Annotated in this window: 23 protein-coding genes and 1 pseudogene; 9 read left to right on the forward strand and 15 right to left on the reverse strand. The window is 41.9% G+C overall.

Going from position 1 to position 22,383, the window contains the following annotated elements:
- Positions 1-2,733, reverse strand: coding sequence for a M4 family metallopeptidase (locus tag AAEU28_RS15710; RefSeq protein WP_421964981.1), 2,733 nt, complete (start codon positions 2,731-2,733; stop codon positions 1-3).
- Between the two features lie 184 nt (positions 2,734-2,917).
- On the opposite strand from AAEU28_RS15710, the gene AAEU28_RS15715 reads away from it, so the two are divergent.
- From AAEU28_RS15715 to AAEU28_RS15725, 3 genes are all read left to right on the forward strand, one after another.
- On the forward strand, positions 2,918-3,520 hold the full coding sequence (locus AAEU28_RS15715) for a PKD domain-containing protein (RefSeq protein WP_421964982.1): 603 nt from the start codon (positions 2,918-2,920) through the stop codon (positions 3,518-3,520).
- 173 nt (positions 3,521-3,693) lie between these two features.
- Positions 3,694-3,816 carry a hypothetical protein gene (locus tag AAEU28_RS15720; RefSeq protein ID WP_421964983.1) on the forward strand — a complete coding sequence of 41 codons (123 nt, stop codon included), beginning with the start codon at positions 3,694-3,696 and terminating at the stop codon, positions 3,814-3,816.
- Complete coding sequence (locus tag AAEU28_RS15725; RefSeq protein WP_421964984.1) at positions 3,813-4,043, forward strand: helix-turn-helix domain-containing protein; 231 nt, start codon at positions 3,813-3,815, stop codon at positions 4,041-4,043. Before AAEU28_RS15720 ends, AAEU28_RS15725 begins: the two co-directional genes overlap by 4 nt.
- 65 nt (positions 4,044-4,108) lie before the next feature.
- Here the strand turns inward: AAEU28_RS15725 and AAEU28_RS15730 are convergent, their stop codons facing one another.
- The 8 genes from AAEU28_RS15730 to AAEU28_RS15765 all read right to left on the reverse strand — a co-directional run bounded on the left by AAEU28_RS15730 (position 4,109) and on the right by AAEU28_RS15765 (position 10,356).
- Positions 4,109-4,327, reverse strand: coding sequence for a TIGR02450 family Trp-rich protein (locus tag AAEU28_RS15730; RefSeq protein ID WP_421964985.1), 219 nt, complete (start codon positions 4,325-4,327; stop codon positions 4,109-4,111).
- Between the two features lie 126 nt (positions 4,328-4,453).
- Complete coding sequence (locus AAEU28_RS15735) at positions 4,454-5,365, reverse strand: TonB family protein (protein ID WP_421964986.1); 912 nt, start codon at positions 5,363-5,365, stop codon at positions 4,454-4,456.
- A gap of 71 nt (positions 5,366-5,436) precedes the next feature.
- Positions 5,437-6,207, reverse strand: a complete 771-nt coding sequence (locus tag AAEU28_RS15740) for a substrate-binding periplasmic protein (protein WP_421964987.1) — start codon at positions 6,205-6,207, stop codon at positions 5,437-5,439.
- Positions 6,208-6,282: 75 nt separating this feature from the next.
- Complete coding sequence (locus AAEU28_RS15745) at positions 6,283-7,428, reverse strand: alpha/beta hydrolase-fold protein (protein WP_421965012.1); 1,146 nt, start codon at positions 7,426-7,428, stop codon at positions 6,283-6,285.
- Positions 7,429-7,589: 161 nt separating this feature from the next.
- The gene (locus AAEU28_RS15750; RefSeq protein ID WP_421964988.1) at positions 7,590-8,429 is read right to left on the reverse strand and encodes a LysR family transcriptional regulator; all 840 of its coding nucleotides are present in this window, start codon (positions 8,427-8,429) and stop codon (positions 7,590-7,592) included.
- A gap of 163 nt (positions 8,430-8,592) precedes the next feature.
- A complete protein-coding gene (locus AAEU28_RS15755) occupies positions 8,593-9,093 on the reverse strand; it encodes a hypothetical protein (RefSeq protein ID WP_421964989.1) in 501 nt (166 codons plus the stop codon).
- A 119-nt stretch (positions 9,094-9,212) separates the two neighbouring features.
- Positions 9,213-9,644 (reverse strand): TraR/DksA C4-type zinc finger protein, encoded by a 432-nt coding sequence (locus tag AAEU28_RS15760; protein WP_083496615.1) that lies wholly within the window; start codon positions 9,642-9,644, stop codon positions 9,213-9,215.
- 262 nt (positions 9,645-9,906) lie between these two features.
- Complete coding sequence (locus tag AAEU28_RS15765) at positions 9,907-10,356, reverse strand: hypothetical protein (protein WP_421964990.1); 450 nt, start codon at positions 10,354-10,356, stop codon at positions 9,907-9,909.
- 151 nt (positions 10,357-10,507) lie between these two features.
- On the opposite strand from AAEU28_RS15765, the pseudogene AAEU28_RS15770 reads away from it, so the two are divergent.
- The 3 genes and pseudogenes from AAEU28_RS15770 to AAEU28_RS15780 form a co-directional block, all read left to right on the forward strand.
- Positions 10,508-10,642, forward strand: a pseudogene (locus tag AAEU28_RS15770) (DUF2938 family protein); the annotation flags it as partial.
- 294 nt (positions 10,643-10,936) lie between these two features.
- Complete coding sequence (locus AAEU28_RS15775) at positions 10,937-11,500, forward strand: DJ-1/PfpI family protein (protein ID WP_421964991.1); 564 nt, start codon at positions 10,937-10,939, stop codon at positions 11,498-11,500.
- A 19-nt stretch (positions 11,501-11,519) separates the two neighbouring features.
- Positions 11,520-11,912, forward strand: a complete 393-nt coding sequence (locus AAEU28_RS15780) for a ribbon-helix-helix domain-containing protein (RefSeq protein ID WP_421964992.1) — start codon at positions 11,520-11,522, stop codon at positions 11,910-11,912.
- A 398-nt stretch (positions 11,913-12,310) separates the two neighbouring features.
- Here AAEU28_RS15780 and argA read toward each other — a convergent pair whose 3' ends face one another.
- Positions 12,311-13,651, reverse strand: a complete 1,341-nt coding sequence (gene argA, locus AAEU28_RS15785) for an amino-acid N-acetyltransferase (RefSeq protein ID WP_421964993.1) — start codon at positions 13,649-13,651, stop codon at positions 12,311-12,313.
- Between the two features lie 504 nt (positions 13,652-14,155).
- Between argA and AAEU28_RS15790 the strand changes: the two genes are divergently transcribed.
- From AAEU28_RS15790 to AAEU28_RS15800, 3 genes are all read left to right on the forward strand, one after another.
- A complete protein-coding gene (locus AAEU28_RS15790) occupies positions 14,156-14,368 on the forward strand; it encodes a cold-shock protein (protein WP_058031412.1) in 213 nt (70 codons plus the stop codon).
- A 215-nt stretch (positions 14,369-14,583) separates the two neighbouring features.
- On the forward strand, positions 14,584-14,787 hold the full coding sequence (locus AAEU28_RS15795) for a hypothetical protein (RefSeq protein ID WP_058031413.1): 204 nt from the start codon (positions 14,584-14,586) through the stop codon (positions 14,785-14,787).
- Positions 14,788-15,004: 217 nt separating this feature from the next.
- The gene (locus AAEU28_RS15800) at positions 15,005-15,172 is read left to right on the forward strand and encodes a hypothetical protein (protein ID WP_157599098.1); all 168 of its coding nucleotides are present in this window, start codon (positions 15,005-15,007) and stop codon (positions 15,170-15,172) included.
- 93 nt (positions 15,173-15,265) lie between these two features.
- Here the strand turns inward: AAEU28_RS15800 and AAEU28_RS15805 are convergent, their stop codons facing one another.
- From AAEU28_RS15805 to AAEU28_RS15825, 5 genes are all read right to left on the reverse strand, one after another.
- The gene (locus AAEU28_RS15805; protein WP_421964994.1) at positions 15,266-16,162 is read right to left on the reverse strand and encodes a hypothetical protein; all 897 of its coding nucleotides are present in this window, start codon (positions 16,160-16,162) and stop codon (positions 15,266-15,268) included.
- A gap of 333 nt (positions 16,163-16,495) precedes the next feature.
- Positions 16,496-18,316, reverse strand: coding sequence for a glutamine--fructose-6-phosphate transaminase (isomerizing) (glmS, locus tag AAEU28_RS15810; protein ID WP_421964995.1), 1,821 nt, complete (start codon positions 18,314-18,316; stop codon positions 16,496-16,498).
- Positions 18,317-18,501: 185 nt separating this feature from the next.
- Entirely contained in the window at positions 18,502-19,269 is a 768-nt protein-coding gene (locus AAEU28_RS15815; protein ID WP_404392295.1) for a DeoR/GlpR family DNA-binding transcription regulator, read from the reverse strand.
- Positions 19,270-19,575: 306 nt separating this feature from the next.
- Entirely contained in the window at positions 19,576-19,872 is a 297-nt protein-coding gene (locus AAEU28_RS15820; RefSeq protein ID WP_421964996.1) for a DUF6482 family protein, read from the reverse strand.
- Positions 19,873-19,959: 87 nt separating this feature from the next.
- The gene (locus tag AAEU28_RS15825; RefSeq protein ID WP_421964997.1) at positions 19,960-22,362 is read right to left on the reverse strand and encodes an FtsX-like permease family protein; all 2,403 of its coding nucleotides are present in this window, start codon (positions 22,360-22,362) and stop codon (positions 19,960-19,962) included.
- Positions 22,363-22,383: the final 21 nt, after the last annotated feature.

Raw genomic sequence — 22,383 nt, forward strand, 5'->3', positions numbered from 1 at the left:
TTATAAACTCTGAAACGAAAATAATAAGGGTTTAGATGAGTCATTTGTCCACTTGAAGTCTAAACCGATATCAGCATGCATATAAACGCGGTGTGACACCTCTTTCACTACTTTACCTGCCAACCTGATTTGCAGCTTGACCTCGTAGTCACTTGCCAACTGAGCGAGCTGTTTTTCTATCTGCCTCGCTGTGAACTTTTCACCGTCGAGCCACCAAATTAGTTCATACTCCTCACCGAAACGATCTGCATTAGCGATAGAAAGAGACACGCTATCATTATGTTGTCGCGCCATAATGGTGATATTTTCATGAGGCAAAGGCTGGCTTAAAGACACTTTTTTACTTGTTGAAAACTCAGCTGTACCGTCGACTTTTGACATCACTAAAGAGATGTCAAACTCGCCGTACTCAGTAAAGTCATATTCCAAAGGAGCATTGCTCTCCTTTTTAAACGACTCGTTGTTAATTACCCACTGATACTCAAAAGGATCAGCCAACTCTGCATGACTTGCCTGCAGTATGCATTTGGTATTTTGCGCCTCACATTCTATAACTAAGTTTGGATCGGCAATTAATTCAATCTGCTTTTCAGCTCGGCTAATCACGCGGTCATTCTCAACATGCTCAAGCGATATAGCATATGCACCTTTTGCATTCACATCTTGCTCTAATTGACTGTCTGTCTGCTCAATAATTTGCTCAGGTAATATCCAACGAAACATAGCTTGCTCGCCATAAGCCGGCAAAACAGTAAGATGCAATGTTTGTTCAACTTGCTTGTAGCTAAACTCTATTGGCGTACTAGGTTTACCCGCTTCAATGTGCACTTTCAAGTCAACAGACTGACTTAACTCATTCGCTGTACATGCACTGACTGATGAATCATCAATGCGTAATCTTACTAACATATCGCCGGGCACGGTATCAACATTCGGCAAAGAAATGGCGGTATCCAACTCTGTGGTGCTTAGTACCTTTTCATCGTCTGAAAACTGACGGTCTCTATTTAGATCGTAAAATACCGATAACACTTTATTGGCAGGTATATTATGGAATTGAAAATCACCCAAAGCTTGTTTATACCAAGCTTCGTTGACCGTTAAAAACTCATACCCTTGCGTCAAAGCAAAATCTTCAGTGCCAACCGTTAACTGGTTCGATACCACAGTGTCTGTTCGTGGCTGGCAGATTGGCTGATTAAAAATACTTAATAAACGGTAACCCGTTTTAGTAAGCCCCTCTTGGTTCGTAGTTTCAATTGCGAGTACATGCTCTCCCGCATCTAAATTAAGTTGCGCTTGTTTAATGGCATTAAATTGTGACTGAGTATTAAAGTTTGACTGCCACTGATAAATAGGTTGCGCATTAAGGCTTATATTCACTGCACTTAACTCGGCTTGTTCTACCTCTGCTAAGGCATAGTTTATTGAGGTATATAAACGCTCAATAGAAAAATCGAGATTGTTTACTAATGAATTCGTCGGGACTAAGCCAACCTCTTGCAACTTAGCCGATACTCTCGCTTTGTCTTGTTCATCAGCCACATCAATTAAACAAAATGCAGCATGCTCAAAACTGGTATCTTCAGTGAAACATGACTGCGCAGCCTTCATGGTTAAACGGAATGTCTTTGCGATATCCCAGCCATCCGAAATTGACAGGCGGTAGAAAAAGCGATTTAAAATACCCGCTTTGTAATGCGGACCAGGCGTTTTAGTTTCGATATCACGCCAATCGTCAATACTCGTACCATCTGTCCTGGGGGAGTAAAGATAACGCAAGGCCCTATTATGAACATATCGATCCCATGCTATGACATAATGAGCCCCTCCATCTTTTGATAATTGATGATAAGCATCTGACTCTATGTAGTTTTGCTCATCACCCGCTTGTAACCCTTTATAAAACTCGCTGCGAACGAATAGCGCAGTTAGATCGGCAAACGCCTCCTGAATCGCTGATGTATCGCCATTTCCATAGCCAATTTCAGAGTTCCAAGTTAACAAAGCATGGCCTGTTTCATGAGCGATAATATCCAGCGAAGTGGCATCTGAAAAAATACCGTTTCCGATAATTCCCCTTCCCAACAAAACCCTTCCTTCGTCCCAAGCACTCGTATATGGCTCTCTACTACCATCTACAACAACATTTAATTGCTGCAAGCAATAATCAGCACTTGCTGAACAAGCATCAGCTGAATCTGGGTACATTTGGGCAAATTGCTGATGCAGTATGTCCATGGTAATACCCGCATAAAAGTGTGCATCATTCTCAGCTTGAAAAGCACCACGCCCTATATAATCAAATAAAACCCCAGCAAGGTTTGCACTCTCTATCGCCTCACCATTACAGGCGTAACTATAAACCGGATAATCAACTGTATTCTGGCGGGTAATGACAGCGGCGTTTTCTAAAGAGCAAACACCATTTTCATGCTTGACAACAAACGGATAACCTTTGTATTTAGAAAACAACTGACTATTCTCATCTCGATACAGCAAGTTGTATTGCTCAGGAATATAGGGAAATAACGCCCTAGTTCGAGGATGATCGGGTATCACAGTGGTTTGACAATCACGACTCGCAAATTCTGGCGCCTGAGCACATAGCAAACCCATTTTGGCGTTACCCATCATAGCAGGTACGGCGTGATAAGAGGCTTCTTTGGCTGTAGCAGGCATAGCGAGCACAAACAAAGAAGCGAACAAGCTAGGCTTTAAATAATCCTTCAAAGCAAAGTCCTTATTGAGAATAAAACAGTATTTTATGGGCAAAAAACCACCAAACCAAATTACCCCTTATGAGCACAAAAGTAAATTACAAATATATTAATCAGAGAGTTAACACCTAGCATAATCGCTATTAATCTGTTATTTCTAGTGCATGGAATTCTCTAATTTAAGGACAGAATATAGAATGTTTAGCATAAAACAGGTAATAGGGTATGCTGCTCTGTTTGCCTTTTCAACGCTCGCCAATAGCTCAGATATTACCGCTTATCATTGGGATTTTGGTGATGGCAATAGCAGCACCGCCGCCAAACCAGACCATGAATATAAACAGCCGGGCTTTTATCAAGTCACTTTGAAAGCTTTCGTCAATGATGAATTAAGTTATAGCAAGCAGCATCTTGTCGATGCAGTCTCACCTGTGATTGAGTCATTCAGTGTATCCGGCAAAACTGAGGCGAAAGTTGGGGAGCGAGTCACATTCACGCCGCAACTAAAAACGTCCCAACCACTGCAGCTTTCTTATGTCTGGAAAACTCATGATGACACAGATTTCAGGGGCGAAGCGTATGAGTTTGAAGCAACTGAAGCGGGTACCTTTACCCTGAATGTCAGTGGTCTTTTTGATGGTCGAGAGATTATCAATGAGCAAATCACTTACACGATAAGTGCAGCATCTAGCACTGAAACACCCAATAACAGCTCATCACAATCAGGAGGCGGAGGTTCGTTGATTTGGTTATTACCTAGTATGTTCTTAATTGCTTTCAGAAGGAGAAACTCACAGTGAGCTTTTTACAGGGCCTTTGGCCCTTTTTAGTGCAAACCCACCTTTAACTTCACAGAAATAGTGCATCCGCTCTAAACGACAAAGCAAGAAATCAAATAAAATCAGAACCTTAAAAATCTGGCACAACTCTTTCTATTCATAGGGAGCAAAGCAGTTATTACAGGGGTTTTCATATGCACAACTTGGTTCAAACTATGCAGTTAATTTGGCACTTAGACTGGTACTCAAATATCAGTGTGTGGCCAATTCATGAAGAAAAGCACGCAACGAAAAGCACCAAGGAGCAAGCGAAATGAGCAAACAAATTGATTTACACGAGGCCATGTTAAGCGTGATGATCGGCGAGTCAAGCCTTTCGCAAGCCGCCGACAAATATCAAGTCTCAAAGCGCAGTCTTTACAGTGCACTTCGTTTTGCTAAACAAGCCCCTGAACAGCGACAACAACACCTGCAGCGAGTGAAAGAGCAACTCATGGCAAATATCGCCAGCATTGACTCTCGGCTCGCCCAGCAAACTGCCTAACCCTAACTCCTCCAAACGTTAGGTAAAATAGCGAGTCGACGATTACTCGCTATTTTTTTACAAATTCACTGCCAGCCCATTTTCCACACTTTTGGATTTTTTAGATCGCGCCAATTAATCTCGATTTCGCGCTTGGTCATCACAGCTTCGATAATGCATTCAATCACGCGACCTTCTTCATCAAATTCAACACTGGTAACCATAAAGTGCTTTTCTTTTGATTGCGGGTGAACGGCGGTCCATTTGCTGTTTAATAGTTTTCGTGGGGTAAGGGTGTGTTGCATAAAAGAGAAACTTAACGAAATAACAAGTTCATACGTTATATGAAGCGATTAGGCTCAAATAAACCTGGTTCGCGCGTTAACCCCCAACTTAAATGCAACTTTGCTGTTCAATTTATCAGAGAGCTTCTATTGCAACATCCACTCTAAGGTCACTGTGAGCCCCTTGCCGTCAATCACTTGATTATTCTTATCCAAAGAAACGTAATATCGCCATTGCTTTAGTGCTTTCATCCCTGCTTTGTTAAAAGTGCTATCAGGGCTCGCATCAAGTACTTTAATATTCCTAGGCCTGCCCGTTTCATCTAAATCAAAAATGTAATTTACTTTTGCATATGCAATCTTTTTTTCTATTGCTCTGATAGGGTAACTAGGATCAACACGACGCTTTAATTTAGGTGAGTGCTTATCATTAACTGATGCCAACGTGCTCTCTTTTGAGCTTGTTTTTAGAAAGTCTTCATATTGCTTATCTTTACTCAAGGCATGGCCTTCTCCAAAGACCTCTAGCAAATTAAGTTCAAGCTCATCTGATCCATTAACTAAACTTAAAAGAGTATACAATTTCGTATCTTGAGATTGCTCGGTATACGCTAAATACGCCTTAGCCTTTAATGGAATTTCATTGAATTCTTGTAGTCTATACAGCAACTCGAGCTCTAGTAATAATGCACTTTTCAGCTCATTTGCATTTATTTCTGGAGAGGTAATAACAATCCTTATCGCTTCTAGTGCCTGACGATAATTATCTTGCTGAAAGTGCACTGATGCTAATAGTCTTGCTATCACGGCTTGATCGTAGGCACTAGTTGAATGTGTTGATTCGAGATACTCAATTGCTTGCTCAGTCTGCCCATTGCTTACTAAAGTGAGCGCTTTTGCTGCCTTTTTTCCCACTTTACTTCCGGCATAATATTTCTTTAAACCACTATGACATTGATAAGTTAAAGGCTTGCAAAGATCCGAGGTAGTTTGAGTGGTTGTACTACAACCCGATATCATCACAGCAAATACAGCCGTTGCGAGTAATGTTTGTTTCATTATAAAGTTCCTTTTGCTAACTATTACCTATTGTGGGTGCAGATTAACATAAGGTTACTTTTTCTTCTATTTTATAATCCCATCATAAGCTGGCGCTCAGACGCTTCAAATTGCTTTTGCAATTTGGCCCTTGCTTGTTCAACTTTAGGATCTTTCAACGCTTTACGAAGCGCAGCTTCTAGGTATTCATCTGTATCGAGTGTAAGTGCAAACGATAAGCCCTGGCTCGCAAATCCTGTGTCATCAAATTTAGCCATTCGCTGTAACTCATTCATATTATGACCAAGCGACTGCAACTTACCAGAAACGGCGAATACAGTGCCAACAAAGCGGTCGACACGCCCTTTCAATAATGCGTGTAATGCTTGAGCTGAATTAAGTGATTTATGTATATTATCTTCACCGAAGTGGTGTTTAATACTCATCATTTTATGGGCGTTTCGCTCAACGGCAACCTGTAATGCCCTACCTTCTGGATCAGCTCGTCCTTTCACTTTCCAAATATATTGTTGCCCGGTATAAACTTGCGTTAACCAAGTAAAATGTGGTTCTCGCTGTGGGGTTTTAGACATAGAGAGAATAAGAATGTTTGGGTGGTACGCATCTCTTTCCATAATACGCGCCCAAGGCTTACCATTAAATTCAGCTTTAAAGTCTGCATTTTCTTTCGCGACAGTAATTAATAGCTCCGCAAAATCAATTATGGGGCCGTGACCTTTATTGTTTGCATCAATGGTTTGAAATGGCGGGTTGTGTTCAAACACGACTGACAAGCGAGGGCGCTCAGCCAATGCCGAGCAAGCAATTAAACAACAACAGAAAAACAAAATCAGTTTCATCATTGACTTGCTCAAACCTCTCATCCTTTGAGTATAAACAGCAATCGCTATTTTGCTTTATTATAACCGCCTTGACAGCTACAGGTTAGCAGCTGCTTTGAGCCTAGTTTGCGCATCCATTAGCATGTCGTAATAAGGGTATGACTTATCTGCGAGCTTGACGGCCTTTTCTAAAAACTCGAACGCTTTTTTGTTATCTTCTTTTTGTTCATAACCATAAGACAACCCCCACCAAGCATCGACCGAGTTAGGGTGTAGCTTAGTATTATGGGCGAATACCTGAATAGCTTTATCGTAATTGCGCATGCCGATGAGCTGATAGCCTAACTGCCTAACTGCATTATCTGGTGGTGTGACCTGCTCACCCCATTGCTCAGAGAGCTTTTTGTAATATGCATCTATCGAGGCCATGTCGTACGTTAGCTTTTTCAACGGCATTTGCTTAGCCATAAATAGATTATGGTACGCATTAAAGGCGCCAGCCGCAGACGTTAGATTATGAGAGACACCATCAAGCGCATCATTCACGTAAGACAATTTGAACGGTTTATTGTCTTTAATAAACTGCTGCAAATCGTCATAACGCTCACGCATGACACCCGCTTCCTCACCAATATTCATATAAAGATAAGTATCGAGGGTTTTGTTTTTCTTTAAAAACTCTTTTGTGCGAGTGACTGCGGCGCCATAATTCCACCAAACCGCAGGGCTATAAGCTAAATGCGCTTGGAACAGGGTCGGCTTTTCGGTCATCGCATAAAGTGCAAATACCCCACCGGCCGATGCACCACCAATGACTTTATAATCATGAGTGCGATACTTTTCATCGATTAGTGGGATAAGCTCCTTTTCAAAAAAGTCTAAAAACTTTTTACCTCCGCCCCCTAATCCAACAGGGCCTTGCGGCTCTTCATTTACGGTCGGATATAAATCTCTCAATCGCTCGGTATTTTCAATTGCCACTATGATGGCTTCTGGTGCAGCATTGTCGTTTTGTAAGCGCTCAAGCACTGAGGTGATCAAAGGCAGGTTACCCGCACCATCTAAACGGTAAATTACCGGATAGACTTTATCAGGTTGAGCTTTATAACTTTTTGGTAGCTGCACAACGACTGTGCGCTCTTCATTTAAAATGTTCGATTTAAATACATGAGTAAACTGAGTGTAATCAGCTCGTTCTTCGGTTGCTGATGGTTGAGAAAGCGCCAGCGGAGAAACAACCATTGCAGACAGAGCTAAGCTAAGAGAAAGTGCCAAAAGTTTAAGTAAATGCACGACTAACCCTTTAAAAATAAGTAACTTACAAATCCAACTTAACAGGAATATCGGGTTTAATAAAGGAACAATTTATGCTCTAAAATAGACTTTATATACAAAAAGTGTATTTATCTAACCGTTTTTTTACGCAAAACCCCTAACAAAAACTGCATCACCGTTTTAATACGATGCGTATCACGAAGCTCAGGGTGGGTAAGCACCCACAGATCTTGAAATGGCGTAAATTCATCAGTCACAGGCACCAGCTCTGGGTACTGCTCGGCAATATAGCTGGCCCCGCGGATCATGCCCAAGCCCTTTGCCGCCATGGTGTGTCGAGTCACTAAATCTTCAACCTGATAACGCACAGGCAACTCAGCAAAAGGCGTACTGTTCACCCAATCGCTATTCGCCCCAGTGATCCAAACCCGCTGCTCAGGCGGTGTATTAGCTAAATACTCTCGCGACGCAAAATAACCGACTTGAATAGGGAAAACCCGGTGACCCACTAGCTCATCGCCGGGATCGTTCGATACCCGAATAACCACATCGGCCTCACCACTGTCGAGGTTGGCAAAGTCATAAGAAGTAAAAACGGTAAGGCGAATATCGGGGTGTTGCTGTTGGAACAGCGCAAGTTCGTCGAGTAATAAAAACTGCAAAATAGCCGGCGGTAAAGACAAGCTCACCGCGCCACTTTGTGAAAAATCTTGGCTCGCCAAGGTACGAGCCTGCTCAGCCATCAAGTCTTGCATTTTATGTGCAGTTTGCAGCAAAACTGCGCCATATTCCGTGATTTTTATTCCAGATGCTGTTGTTTCGAACACCTTAAATGGGTGACTTTGATTGATGCTATGCATACGCCGAGACACAGTGCTGTGATTCACCCCTAAGCACTCACCCGCAGCACGTATACTATTGCTTTGCTGCACCGCTAGCAGCAGTCGATAATCGTCCCAGTTTACCATCTTCACTCGCCACTATTGGGTAATACCAATTCTCAATAATACTCAATCATTTTGAGGGACTAAAACTGACGCTAACTTCGTTGAAAATTTCTTTTTAGAACAACTAAATAGCAAAATTTCCGCCTCGTTATCGACAAGTTTTCCTTGCCTCAAAATAGCTCGCTTAATTAAGAGTATTGGTATTAAATACAAAAGCATTATCGACCGGGTGTACCGCAAACGCCGCAATGCGCCACCCCTTATCTTGTTTTGATAAGGTATAACTCGCGCCCACTCTGTCGACCACTTCACCTTGTTTGTTGTACCGAATCGCCACATTGCTGGCAAGCGCCATATTGTTACTTAATAAATGAATGTCGACTTTTTGCCAATTCACTTTGCTGACACCGCGCTTTTTCAGTGAGTCTAAAAACACCTCGATTTGGCTATACAACTGCGCCTCTGTCACCACGCTTGGCATCCGCTTATCAGACACCAACATCACCTGCGGATGGTACAAACCCGGTGCATGTTGTAACTCACCGGTCTGAATATAGTGGTTATACTTCGCCATATAATTGGCAAACAACTGCTCAATTTCAGCTTCGTTTTGCGTTTGATATGCACTCACACCCGCCACAAAAAACAAAGCCAATACATTGATATAAATAAATAAGTAACGCATTTCAATTTTCCTTCTTGTTGCAAACACCTTGATGTTAGCAAAGGAAATGAGCGTCGTCGTGGAGAGGTTTTAAAAAACAGCGGTGCAAAATTGCACCGCGATATCGTTATAAGACTACTTTAATCTTTCTGTAAGTGCTCTTTCATTTCCATCACTGATTTAACATCAATGCTGTATTCAGCAGTTGGCCTCGCCAATAAACGGGGAATGCCAATTGGCTCACCCGACTCAAGACAAAAACCATAAGTTTCATGACGAATACGCTCAAGCGATTGTTGGATCTTAGGCAACAAGCGCTGCTCACGCTCGACAATACGAATTAATAAACTAGATTGCTCTTCCCAAGCCGCTTTATCTAACGGATCTGTAGTATCAGGTTTATTCAGCATTTGCTCTTTTGCTTCTCGAATACGCTCACGTGTCGTATCGTGAAGCTCTACCAACTTCAGTCTAAAAAACGCCAGCTGCTCGTCATTCATATACTCCTCTTCTGGCGCATTAATGATTTTTTGTTCCATCTCAGCAAGAGACTCTGCACTCATTGTTTCCATAAACTTCACCACTACTGTTAAATCAACACGACAATTTAAATTGTTATAACATAACAGATGTGGCAGATTTTAGTTTTTGAGATATAAATTAAACGCTAATATTCAAAATTAGGATAAATAGTGCTCAGATGACTTAGATTGTAATTCCCAACTGCAAACAAGCTATCCAACCCCCGACAGCAACTTTGAATGTCCACTAAAAACCGGAGACATTCAAAAATAACACGACATTTTAGTTATCCGATTTAGGCTCTTGAGCTCCTTATCGCATTAACTCAATAATAATTCCCGGCTCAGAGATCCCCGCCTCTTTCATTGCCTCCATTAAGCCATTTATTGCATCATTTCTTGCAAACTCTAAACTATTTATCTGGTTTTGATGCATTTCTAATACATCACGCTTGGTATCATCATCGGGATAATCGGCTTTCTTGGCCTTAGCTAATGCTTCTTCAGCGGCTTCAATCATTTCGATTAAACGCTCAATCGCCTTTATCATTTCTTTAATATGTGAAGGGAGTTTATCTTTAGGATCTTCAGACTCTTCTTTTAGCTTTTTAAATCCAGCCATGGAAATCGTGACATTATCATCTTCACTTTGTTCAGCATCGCTGTCGACGTCTGTAGCCTCGGTCTTAGGCTTTGTATCATCAAAAGGCGCTTGTCTTGGAGGTAGCTTGACTGGCTCAGTTATCGTGTTTTCTAATTTCATGTTTTATCCTTAAATACATTAATGTCTGTTACTAATTAAGGTATCGGCTACAAGAATATTTTCTTCATCAATTTTTTATTTAAGTTTATTCGCAACACGCATTAATTTTTGAAATTTAGGGCATTGTAAATGATGCTTTGCAGGGCATTCTGCAATCGGTGTTATCTTTGCTTTTATATTTATTAGTATCACAGGGCTAAGTTGGTTAAGCGCACCCGAGTTGCTACCGATTTTGCTGTTTTCACTTTTGAGCGTTTCACTTCCCTTTTTCATCATGCAACCTTGATTTGGTATGAGCTTTGCTGCATCAAGGCTACATTCAGCAAATCGGGCAAGGCTACACCCATTTGGTGTTCAGGTTGGGGGTCTATGCGAGTGCTCTGATAGTTAATTTATTTTAAAACTCACTTAACCGACATCTTTTAGGGCTATAAATACCTTTAAATCAATCTCTTGCCGCAACACAACAAGAAGTAATAAGCGAGGGGGCGGGTGTAGTAATTGGCTGTTACCCACTGCTTTTCATTCTTTGTTTAAATAAGCAGCACAATACTCAACAACAGGAAGAAGGCGAAGAACAATGAAAATCTTAATGATCACCGGCGACTTTGTAGAAGACTATGAGAACATGGTGCCGTTTCAAGCACTGCAAGCTGTGGGCTATCAGGTTGATGCCGTTTGCCCAAATAAAAAAGCTGGCGATGTGATTGCCACGGCTATCCATGATTTTGAAGGTCATCAAACTTATACCGAAAAGCCTGGCCATAACTTTACGTTAAACGCTGACTTTAATGCAGTAAGTGCAGATGATTACGATGGGCTTTACTTACCTGGTGGTCGTGCACCTGAGTATTTGCGTTTGGATGAAAATGTGATCGGTCTTATCAAAGCATTCGCTGTCAAAAACAAGCCAATCGCTTCTATCTGCCATGGCCCACAATTATTGTCGGCTGCTAATATTATTACTGGCAAGCGTATTTCGGCTTACCCGGCTTGCAAGCCAGAGATTATACTTGCGGGTGCTGAATATGTATCAGTAGAGATGGATCAGGCTATCACCGACGGTAACTTAGTCACAGCCCCAGCGTGGCCTGCACATCCTGAATTTTTAAAACAGTTTATCGCACTGTTAAACAAGGCATAGCCATCGAGGAGCCATCACTATGTGCCAACTTTTTATCGGAGCTAACCAAGACTGTTGGAAGAACATCACACGTTCGTTGCGTATTGATGGCGTCACTACGTCAATTCGTCTTGAGCATTTTTTCTGGCGCGTGTTAGAAGAAATCGCTTTTAGAGATGACTTAAGTGTTGGACAACTTATTACTCGCTTATATCACGAATCACTCGATGCCGATCATGATATAGGTAACTTCACGTCGTTTTTGCGAGTGTGTTGTGGCCGTTATTTATCACTGGCTGCTGATGGCGAAATAACCCGAGATGCACTCAACCCTCTGGTTGAAGTAAATGCAGAAAAATTACTTGAACGCGAGAAAACGGCAGCTGAAAAACGTAAAGCCCGCTTTGCCAAAAGTGAGATAAACCCGCATTAAAAAACACTGTTTATGTGCAACTACAAGACATGCGCGACATGAAGTCGCGCCTACACTGAGCTCTTGTGCATTTAGCTAAAAATTGAAATAAACACTTTAGACGTGGGTTTATCCCCACGCAAACAACTTCAGAACATGCGCGACATAAAGTCACGCCTACATTTAGCACGTGCCATATTGAAACTATCAACTGAAACGAACACTGCGGGCGTGGGTTTACCCCAAGCAAGCAACTACAAAACAAGCGCGGCATAAAGTCGCGCCTACATTTAGCACGTGCCATATTGAAACTATCAATTGGAATAAACACTGTAGGCGTGGGTTTACCCCACGCAAACAACTGTAAAACAAGCGCGACACAAAGTCGCGCCTAAGGTGCTCCAAAAAAACCGAGCTGATTACCTATTCTTCGGCAGTCTTGTTAGATCCAGTTTTAGTACCCTAGAGCGTCTTTGGTAATTATAAAGCGAACGCTTTTTATCAGGTAAGTCTTCCACACCCACACAATCAAAACCCTGCTCCAGAAACCAATGAATACTGCGCGTTGTCAGCGCAAACAAACTCTTATAACCGATGCGCTTGGCTTTATTGATGACCGATCGAAGTAGAATGCTGCCACGATCTGCATCACGATATTGCGGATGAACGGCAAGACTGGCAAATTCGCCCATATTCTCTTCGTCAAATGGGTAAAGTGCGGCACAGGCGATGATCACGCCATCGCGGTCTATTACGGTAAACTGCTCAATCTCTATTTCTAATTGTTCGCGAGAACGGCGAACCAAGTAACCTTGCTCTTCGAGCGGGCGAATTAAATTGATAATGCCATTAATGTCGCCAATTGTTGCGCTACGTAATTGCTCAGAGCTCTGTGGCGCGATTTGCGTACCAATACCATCGAGGGAAAATAGCTCTTGAAGCAAGGCACCATCTTCTTCGTAACTAACCAAGTGACAACGGTGCACACCGCCACGACATGCATCGATGGCCGCTTGCAAAAATACCGAGGCACTCATGCAAGTAGAGCCTTGCTCACGATGTCGCGCTAGCACCTGCTCCGCTTCATTAGGCATGAGCTCAGCCAATGCTTCACCATTTTCATCTAAGATCCCTGCCTCTTTACAAAAGCCCAGCATTTTATCTGCATTGAGCTTGAGTGCAACTTGGGTAGCGATCTCTTCTGCTGTTAAGTTAAAGCTCTCACCAGTGACCGATGCGGTGATCGGGCCAAGTAATACAATACTGTTGTTGTTCAATTGATGGCGAATACCATCTACGTCAATGCGACGCACTTTGCCTGAATGGTGATAGTCGACACCGTTATCAATACCCAAAGGCTGGGAGATCACAAAGTTACCACTGACAACGTTGAGATTGGAGCCCGACATGGGGGTGCTGCTCAACGATTTAGACAAACGTGCGGTGATGTCGAGCTGCATGGCACCAGCAACTTGCTTAATGACTTTAAGCGACTCATTGTCGGTCACCCGTACATCATTATGAAACTGGGTAATTATGCCAGCATCACTCAGCGCCTCATTAATTTGAGGTCGCGCGCCAAATACCAACACAATCTTGATACCGAGACTCGTTAGTAACGCAATATCATTAATAATACTGCGACAGCCAGGCTGATCAATTGCCTCACCACCAAGCATGATTACAAATGTTTTCCCCCTATGCGCATTTACATAAGGCGTTGATTGACGAAAACCGTCTACGAGTTCAGTTGTACGCACCTGCAGCTTACCTTTGTTCAACCATCAATGGATATTGGCTACAACTTTAAAGAATTATTATGCACAAATAAAGAATTAATATTCTTTATTTGTGCATTTTTAGATCTTGAGGCTACATCAATCATTTGAAATAAATATTAAGGAGGAAGAGAAATACATCTGGCAACAGAGCAAAAATAAGGCTAAACAAGGCCATCTGCCACTGAGCACGACATACTCGCAATCAGCCAATTAGAGATATAACTTTTAGTTATTGTTTTTAATGAACATATAAAAATAAAAAATAAATAGCTATCTATTAGTTTCTTTTACTGTATAGTGACCTTAGCTCAAACAGCGAGCTATTAAAGCGCGCTATTAAAGCGAGCTATTAATTAAATATATTTAGTTCAAATTCTTCTCAGTTTCTTTTCGACTCAGTTCGTCATATATACCCTGCGATTTTTTTCCTACATTACAGAATTAGTAGCTTTTCAAAATATTCACTCGTAGATAGAGGCATATATGTCAAATAAGACAACTGGTAAAGTAAAATGGTTTAATGAATTAAAAGGTTTTGGTTTTATCGCACCTGATAATGGTAGCCAAGATGTTTTTGTTCATTTCAAATCAATCGAAATTGAAGGTTTTAAAACTCTGACTGAAGGTCAAAGTGTTGCTTTCAATATCGAAAAGGGCGCTAAAGGCCCTCAAGCAAATAGCGTTACACTCGCGTAAGCTTTTTTGCAGAGGTGCTTTTACATTAAAGGCACCTCACATTTTAAGTACTTAGCTTTAAAGCACTTCTAAATCACCCCTTGCAACGAACTGACTGCGATTACTTTTAAATCAAGCCATTGATTAAAAAAGAATAAAATCATTTTCAGCAATACGATTAAAGACACCAAAACTAAGTAGTAAATAAATAATCAGAACCACGGGTTACATGTACCATGCGTAAGACAAACCGAAGTAATAGTAAAAAAACGAAAAGAGTGAGTTTCGAAGATAAGCTGGCTCAGTTAGTTGGCGAATACCGCCAAGAGCAAGAGATACTTGAAGCGCTTGAAGAAGGCTCAACTGAATATAACGCTCAGAAAAGTAAATGCGATAAGCTTAGCGCTAATGTTAAACGTTTTGTGGAAAGACAGAAGTAACGCCTCGTTTTCGCCTTTATATTGATATTCCATTTTGATTTATATAATTAAATATAAACATGGAAGCTTAAATTAAAGCGCATCAGAAATACCCTGAAAAACCAGCTAGCTATATAACCTAGCATGTCTGTTAAGTAATAGTATTTTTAAATTAGTTAAATAAAGATTCAATACTATCTACTTTCAAAGAAAACCATTAATACCATTTAAGAAAAATATGACACATAGATTTAATGGCTCAAATATTGAAGCCACACCACCGATTTCATCGATCTCTGTAAACAAACAAAATGTTGTTTATAAAGATCACTCAAATTTCAGAAAAGTAAGCCTTAGCAATACATTAGAAGCTAAGCAGTTTGTCACTTGGTTACTTACCATGTAACTCGTAAATAAGCATACTCGTTGAGCGGTCACGTGCCCTATAGATATTAATCAAAAGACGCCAAATGCGCCTTTGTTTGTAGACACAAGATAATTAAGTAAACTCACTTTTTAGTCTTAAGTTTTTAATCACCTGAATATCTACCCAATGTTGTTTCCCTTCATAAACACGTTTGCCGCTTCCATTCACATGCCAATCACCCCGAATAAAAAAGAAGTATTTTCCATCTGGTGATAATTGAGGAGAGCTTTCCTGTTTTTCTGTATTAATTGTTGCTCCCATGTTTATAACCTTCGACCAAGTGCCATCTTGCCTTTTAAAACTAATATAAAGATCAGATTGCCCAAGACCCTTTGCTCGTTGCACACTCCAAATTAAATAAGACTCATCGGGCGCTATCATAGAACCTGCTATGTACTCACCCTGATTCATATCATCTCTTAGTTTTATAGGCTCTTCATACTGCCCGTTAATAAGACGCGAATAATACAAAGCGCCGACAACACCCCGCTCTTTGTATCCGGTAAAGTAATAAGTGCCACTCGCAGACACCGACCTGCCATGCGCCATATGTTTTATGAACGCACCTGGGCTTTTAGGCTCTGACCAACCTTCACCTTGACGCTCTCGATACATTTTGCCGATGAACATTTTGCTGCCATCGTATGAAAACTGAGGCCACCGTAGATCGGTTTCTGACGCCTTTCCCCACTGATTATTTTCTTTATGAATAACAAAGAAGCCTCGCTTTTTGTCTTCGCCTATCGCTTTGGTGAAATAAAAAGACTGCATATCTGGCGTGAATGTACCGCTTTCAAATTCTCCGTTTGGTGAAACAATCTTGGGCTCAAAGACTTTAGGCACTAAACCCGGAGGCTGCTCTCCAAAATACGCACTTTCTTTTACATTAGGTTTGTCTTCAGTATGACTCATAGAGCATCCGCTGAGACTTAAAAATAGCAGGGTTAGTGCAGTTAAATTCGGCTTCATGATTTATCCTTAATGGTGATGTAAGAACCACTGACATTAGCAGATCAAATACAAAAAACCTGACGTCTTGATGAATTGTGTCTGATTGTTGTTAATGAAGCCTTTGTAAGTGCACAGCACCCTAAGTTTGCAACTCAAGAAAATAGAGAAATAACTGGTAAAGGTATGTATTTAAAGATAATTTTTATAATTGTAAACTTCAGAAGCCTATGAGGGGAAGTAGATTATAAGCTGTTTTAAAAGAAGTTACTTTAGAATAGTCATAAGAAAGGCGCTGAATGCGCCTTTAGTGTCTTGATTTTTAGGGGACACGTGTCCCCCTAAAACGCTGAATTACTCAACCGTTACTGATTTTGCAAGGTTACGAGGTTGGTCAACGTCAGTACCCTTGATAACCGCTACGTAGTAAGAAAGTAATTGTAGTGGAATTGTATATACCACCGGTGCAATCACGTCTTCTACATGGTTTACGTTCATTACACGCATTGTGTCATCAGACTCAAACGCTGTGTCTTTGTCTGCGAATACGTAGATGATACCGCCACGTGCACGTACTTCTTCAACGTTCGACTTAAGCTTTTCAAGTAGTTCGTTGTTTGGTGCAACAACAATGATTGGCATGTCTGCGTCGATAAGCGCCAGAGGGCCGTGCTTAAGTTCACCTGCAGCATACGCTTCAGCGTGAATGTATGAAATTTCTTTAAGCTTTAACGCACCTTCCATCGCGATCGGATATTGTGAACCACGACCTAAGAATAGTGAATGGTGCTTGTCTGCAAACTCTTCCGCTAAGTCTTCGATACCTTCAGCCATGCTAAGCGCTTCTTCAAGCTTATTAGGTAGCGTTTTAATCGCGTTCACAATCACGCTCTGATCACGGCCTTTCTCTTGTGCAATAGAGGCTGTAAGCATTAATAAACCAACTAGCTGAGTGGTGAAAGCTTTGGTTGAAGCAACGCCAATTTCAGCGCCGGCTTTAGTCATGAATGCTAAGTCTGATTCACGTACTAGTGAAGAGCCCGGCACGTTACAAATAGTCATTGAAGCCATGTAACCTTGCTCTTTCGCAAGACGAAGTGCTGCTAATGTGTCAGCCGTTTCACCTGATTGTGAAATCGTCACAAGTAGGCTGTTTTCGTGAACGAAAGACTCGCGATAACGGAACTCAGAGGCAATCTCAACGTTACAGCTTACACCCGCGAACTGCTCTAGCCAGTAGCGGGCAACCATACCTGAGTGGTAAGACGTACCACATGCGATGATCTGAACATGTTTAACATCTTTGAAGATTTGCTGTGCGCTGTCGCCGAATGCATCGATTGCAACTCGGTCATTTTCTAAACGGCCTTCAAGCGTATTACGAACTGCCATTGGCTGCTCGTAAATTTCTTTTAGCATGTAGTGGCGGTATTCACCTTTACCTGATGCGTCTTGGGTGATGTTTGATTCAACCACTTCACGCTCAACTGGGTTGCCATCTTTATCAAAGATCTCAACCGTTTCACGAGTGATACGCGCTACGTCGCCTTCTTCTAAGAAGATAAAGCTACGTGTTACAGGAAGAAGCGCTAGTTGGTCAGAAGCAATAAAGTTTTCGCCAAGACCTAAACCAATTACCAGTGGACTACCAGAACGCGCAACAATGATTTCGTCGTCGTTTGCTTTGTCGAACACAACGGTACCGTAAGCACCTTCAAGCTGTTTTACCGCTGCTTTTACCGCTTCTAAAAGCGTTGAATGCTGCTGGCGAAGTTGGTGAATTAGGTGCACCATTACTTCTGTATCGGTTTCAGATAAGAACTCGTAACCGTCACCTTTCAACGCGTCACGAAGCTGTGAATGGTTTTCAATGATGCCGTTATGTACTAGCGCAATTTCATCATTTGAGATGTGCGGGTGCGCATTTGCTTCTGTTACGCCACCGTGGGTTGCCCAGCGTGTGTGCGCAATACCCGTAGTACCTTTAACATCAGCATCAGTTAATGCTGCATCTAAATTGGCAACTTTACCTACTGCCTTAACTGTATTTAATTCGCCGTTTAAGCTCAGTGCTACACCTGCTGAGTCGTAGCCACGGTACTCAAGACGCTTTAAGCCTTCGATTAGGATTTTATTTACTGGACGTTCTGCTACCGCCCCAACAATGCCACACATAGATGCTCCATTTTTGCATGTTGTTTGCCCATTTACCCTACCTGTAATTCCAAGTAGCTTAGGTAAAATTTAGTTGATGAACATAATTCGGCCACCGTTAAGCAGTTGAATTATTTGCACGTCATCAGACTAATTAGGCTGTTGTCATAATGATTTATAAATTCAGGTGTTGTCGTCTGAATTTATTAAGCCTCTGCACAGATCAGCTGTATGCCTTTTGCCTCGATCGCCTTGCGCGTGTCATCTGCAAGGAGGTTGTCGGTGATCAAGGTGGTTACTTGCTGCCATGGCAGTTCTAAATTTGGGATCTTGCGACCAATTTTATCTGACTCCACCAGCACGATAACTTCTCGCGCTGATTCGGCCATCACTTGGCTCAAGCCCACTAATTCGTTGAAAGTAGTTGTACCTCTTTCAACATCGATGCCATCGGCACCGATAAATAACTGGTCAAAGTCGTACGAACGTAAAACTTGTTCTGCTACTTGCCCTTGAAATGACTCCGAATGCGGATCCCAGGTTCCTCCGGTCATCAAAAGTGTTGGCTCATTTTCTAAAGATAACAAACGATTAGCGATATTCATCGCATTCGTCATCACGACCAAACCGCGTTTTTTAGACAGCTCAGGGATCATCGCTGCTGTCGTGCGGCCGCTATCAATAATGATGCGGTTATGATCCTTTATCAAAGCTGAAGCGGCCTTGGCGATTGCCATTTTGCGAAGCGTATCGCGTTTTTCGTCGCCTTTTGCCACGATTTCTTTGGGTAATGCAATCGCACCACCGTAACGACGCAACAATAAACCGCTCTTTTCAAGAGCCGTTAAATCCTTTCGGATCGTAACTTCTGAAGTTTCAAATTCTAAAGCAAGTGCTTCGACACTGACTTCACCGTGCTGATTCACACGAGCAAGAATGGTATGGCGACGTTGTTGCGTGTTGCGTTTAGTCATAATCCGTTATCTTTGCAGGTTGATAAGTTTCGTTTCGTAACTTTTGCGAAAGTTTAAACGAAACCTTTACTATTGGGCAAGTTTTAATTGATCGATTTTTATTCTAGTAATAAAAAATTCAAAATGAAGTAAAAAGTGACGTGCTCAGAGAAGAAAAATGGCTTACTTGGGCATAAAAATCAGTAAGCCATCGAGTAGGAAATAGGTACAAAATAAAATTATACTGTTAAGTTCCGTTATCGGATCCCAATAAATGGACTCCAGTTAATGGACTCCAGTTAATGGACTCCAGTTAATGGATTCCAATTAATGGACTAAATGCACCATCATTTTGCAACGCTCATTTTTAGAATTACCTATCATCTCGTCATAGGCCGTTTCCATTTCAAAAATGGCACTTTCAGCGCCCAGTTCAGCTAAAGTCACTTCGGCTTCACGCATTGAATTAAAGGTTTCAGTGCTACCTTTTCGATTCTCTAGTAAGTAATAATTACCTTGCGTATCAACACCACCCGCAAGGTAATGGTTAGAGTCGGCATAACTTAAGATAACGGCGACTAGGTTTTGCTCTTCAAACTGCATTTTCAATTCGGTTGCTTGCATAACTGACCTCTGACCAACAAGTGTTATTTGAGTGTAGTAATTAAACGAAGCAAACACCGACTTTGTTCACTTTTTATTCAACTCTTGTTATTCATACCTTAAGACCTGAGCAGGTCGAATACCCGCAGCTTTAAATGTAAGGCCAGCCATGGTTAACCAAGTGATTAAACTGATGAGCAAAGAAGCAACCATATAAACCCAAATACTTTGGGTGACACTTTGTTCAAAGCTCGCTAGCCAATCACTCAATATCAAGAAGCAAATAGGCCAAGCAATCGCACATCCAAATAACACCAGCAGCATAAACTCTTTAGCGAGCCCATTAATGATCACCAAACGGCTTGCCCCCAGTACCTTGCGTACAGCCACCTCTTTTTGACGCTGCTTAACAATAAATCCAGTTAAGCCAAACACGCCCATCAAAATTAGGATCAATGAAATAACACCACCGATAGCCACCACCTCAGATAGTTTTTGTTGCTCTCGATAAAGCGCTTGGTAGTCATCTTCAAGTAAGGTGATGTCGACAGGTGCAATGTTCAAGCGCGCTTTAACGAAGTTTTGTAAATCGCGTTTTAGCTGAGCATCGTTCGGGTTTTTAACTTTAACCAGTAACGAATACGTGCCGCCTACACCCAAACCATTCACAAACACCACAGGAGCGCCCTTATGATTAACCGGCCCAACTTTTATGTCTTTAACCACACCCACTATGGTGCCTGTTGCATTCGAGAATGGTCCGGCAAAAAATGAAATTGGTTTGCCTATCGCATCCTCTGGGCTGCTAAACCCTAACGTATTGAGCACAGATTCAGGCACAATAATACTGCCTTGCTCTGTGTCTCGATTGAATCTGTCTGATGCAAACTCGTCAGAAAAGTCGCGACCAGCCAATAAGGTTAACCCCAAAGTTTCAACCACTTTGCCATGTACCCCAGCAAGCGAAAGCGACAACGGTGTGTCTGGTGTTTGAGGGAGCTTAACGAAGAGACCTGCGTTGGTAGACTGTGTGATTGAGAAGTCCATGGCCACACTGGCTGTCACGCCTGGAATAGACTCAATGCTTACCAAGAGTGATGCACTTTGCTCTCCATATACTGCTTTTTGCGGCATATTATTGATCACTAGTTGTTGCGACTTTTGATAATTCACAGGTAGAGAGTGTAAAAAATGCAGTTGCTTACTCAACATCATGGCGCTTATTAGTAAACCCACCGACAAGCCCATTTGCAGCAATAATAAAGCCTTTCTGATCCACACTCCCTTTCGACCTTGTTTTAGCTCACCATTCAGAATGGCTTTAGTGTTAAATCCGGCCATGTACACGCTCGGGTATAAGCCCGATAACACACCAATCCCTGTTGCCAGCGCAAATACCTGTCCCAACCAAATTGGCCAGTCCAGTGCAGGCAGTGGCCGGCCAATCAGTTGCATAAAGCTAGGTAGAAATAACTCAACCAACACACAAGCTACTAACATAGCGAACCATGCCAGTAAGATGGATTCACTCATAAACTGGGTAATCAGTTGAGCACGCGTCGCACCCATGGCTTTGCGTACACCAATCTCTTTGGCACGATTAGAGGACTGCGCAACACTGAAATTGACATAATTCACACACGAGATGATTAATAAAACCAGCGCCATAACTGCACAGATCATCACTGATGTGGCGTCTCCACCTATTTTCATATCTTGGGCAAAGTTAGGCCCTAAATGAATGTCTTTGATAGGCTGTAACCAATAATGAATGTTTTGCCATTGCCAAATTTGCGCATAGATTTCTGTTGCCGACTGCGCAACCAATTCCATATTTGTATTAGGTAATAGCGCAACATAGGTGTGCATTACATTACCGCGAATGCCCATATAGGGTTCAATGCTGGTTAATGAATGAAAATAGAAATGACTATTCACAGGAAGATCGGCAAACACCGCACTGACAGTAAGCAGTCGATTGTTCCTTTGTAGTTTTAAGGTACGGCCTATTATCTTATCTGGCGTAGCAAAAGCCCCAAACAAGCGCGTAGCTTCAGACCTTGATAACGCTATTTTTTCGGGTGTATTCAGGGTTGTTGTAAGATCGCCTGCCAGCACATCAATATTGACTAAGTTGGCTAGATTTGGGGTGGCAGCGTAGTTTGCAGCGAGCTGAAATGCATTATTACCAATCGCTACTTTATCGTCGCTGACCATTTGCGTTTTCAATAAATAAAAAACCGACTCTACGCCTGGAATATCGAGCAACTGCTGATGTGCCCTTGGGGTGGTAAGAATATATTCGTTGCCATTCTCTTGGGCATGCATCACCAGTCGATAGTGATTTTGCTGATCCGGCTGGCCTTGTTCAAATGACAATTCATGCTGAATAAAAAGCCCAATCAACATTAGCATGGCCATACCTAGACTTAGCCCAACCAAACTCAACAAGGCGTGTTGTTTATGCTGTGCAAAACTTCTTAAAGCGGTCGTAACATATGACACTAACATATTGGGTTCCTTTTTGACTGC

Origin of the sequence: Pseudoalteromonas sp. SS15 (genome assembly GCF_049257195.1) — a bacterium.
GTDB lineage: Bacteria > Pseudomonadota > Gammaproteobacteria > Enterobacterales > Alteromonadaceae > Pseudoalteromonas.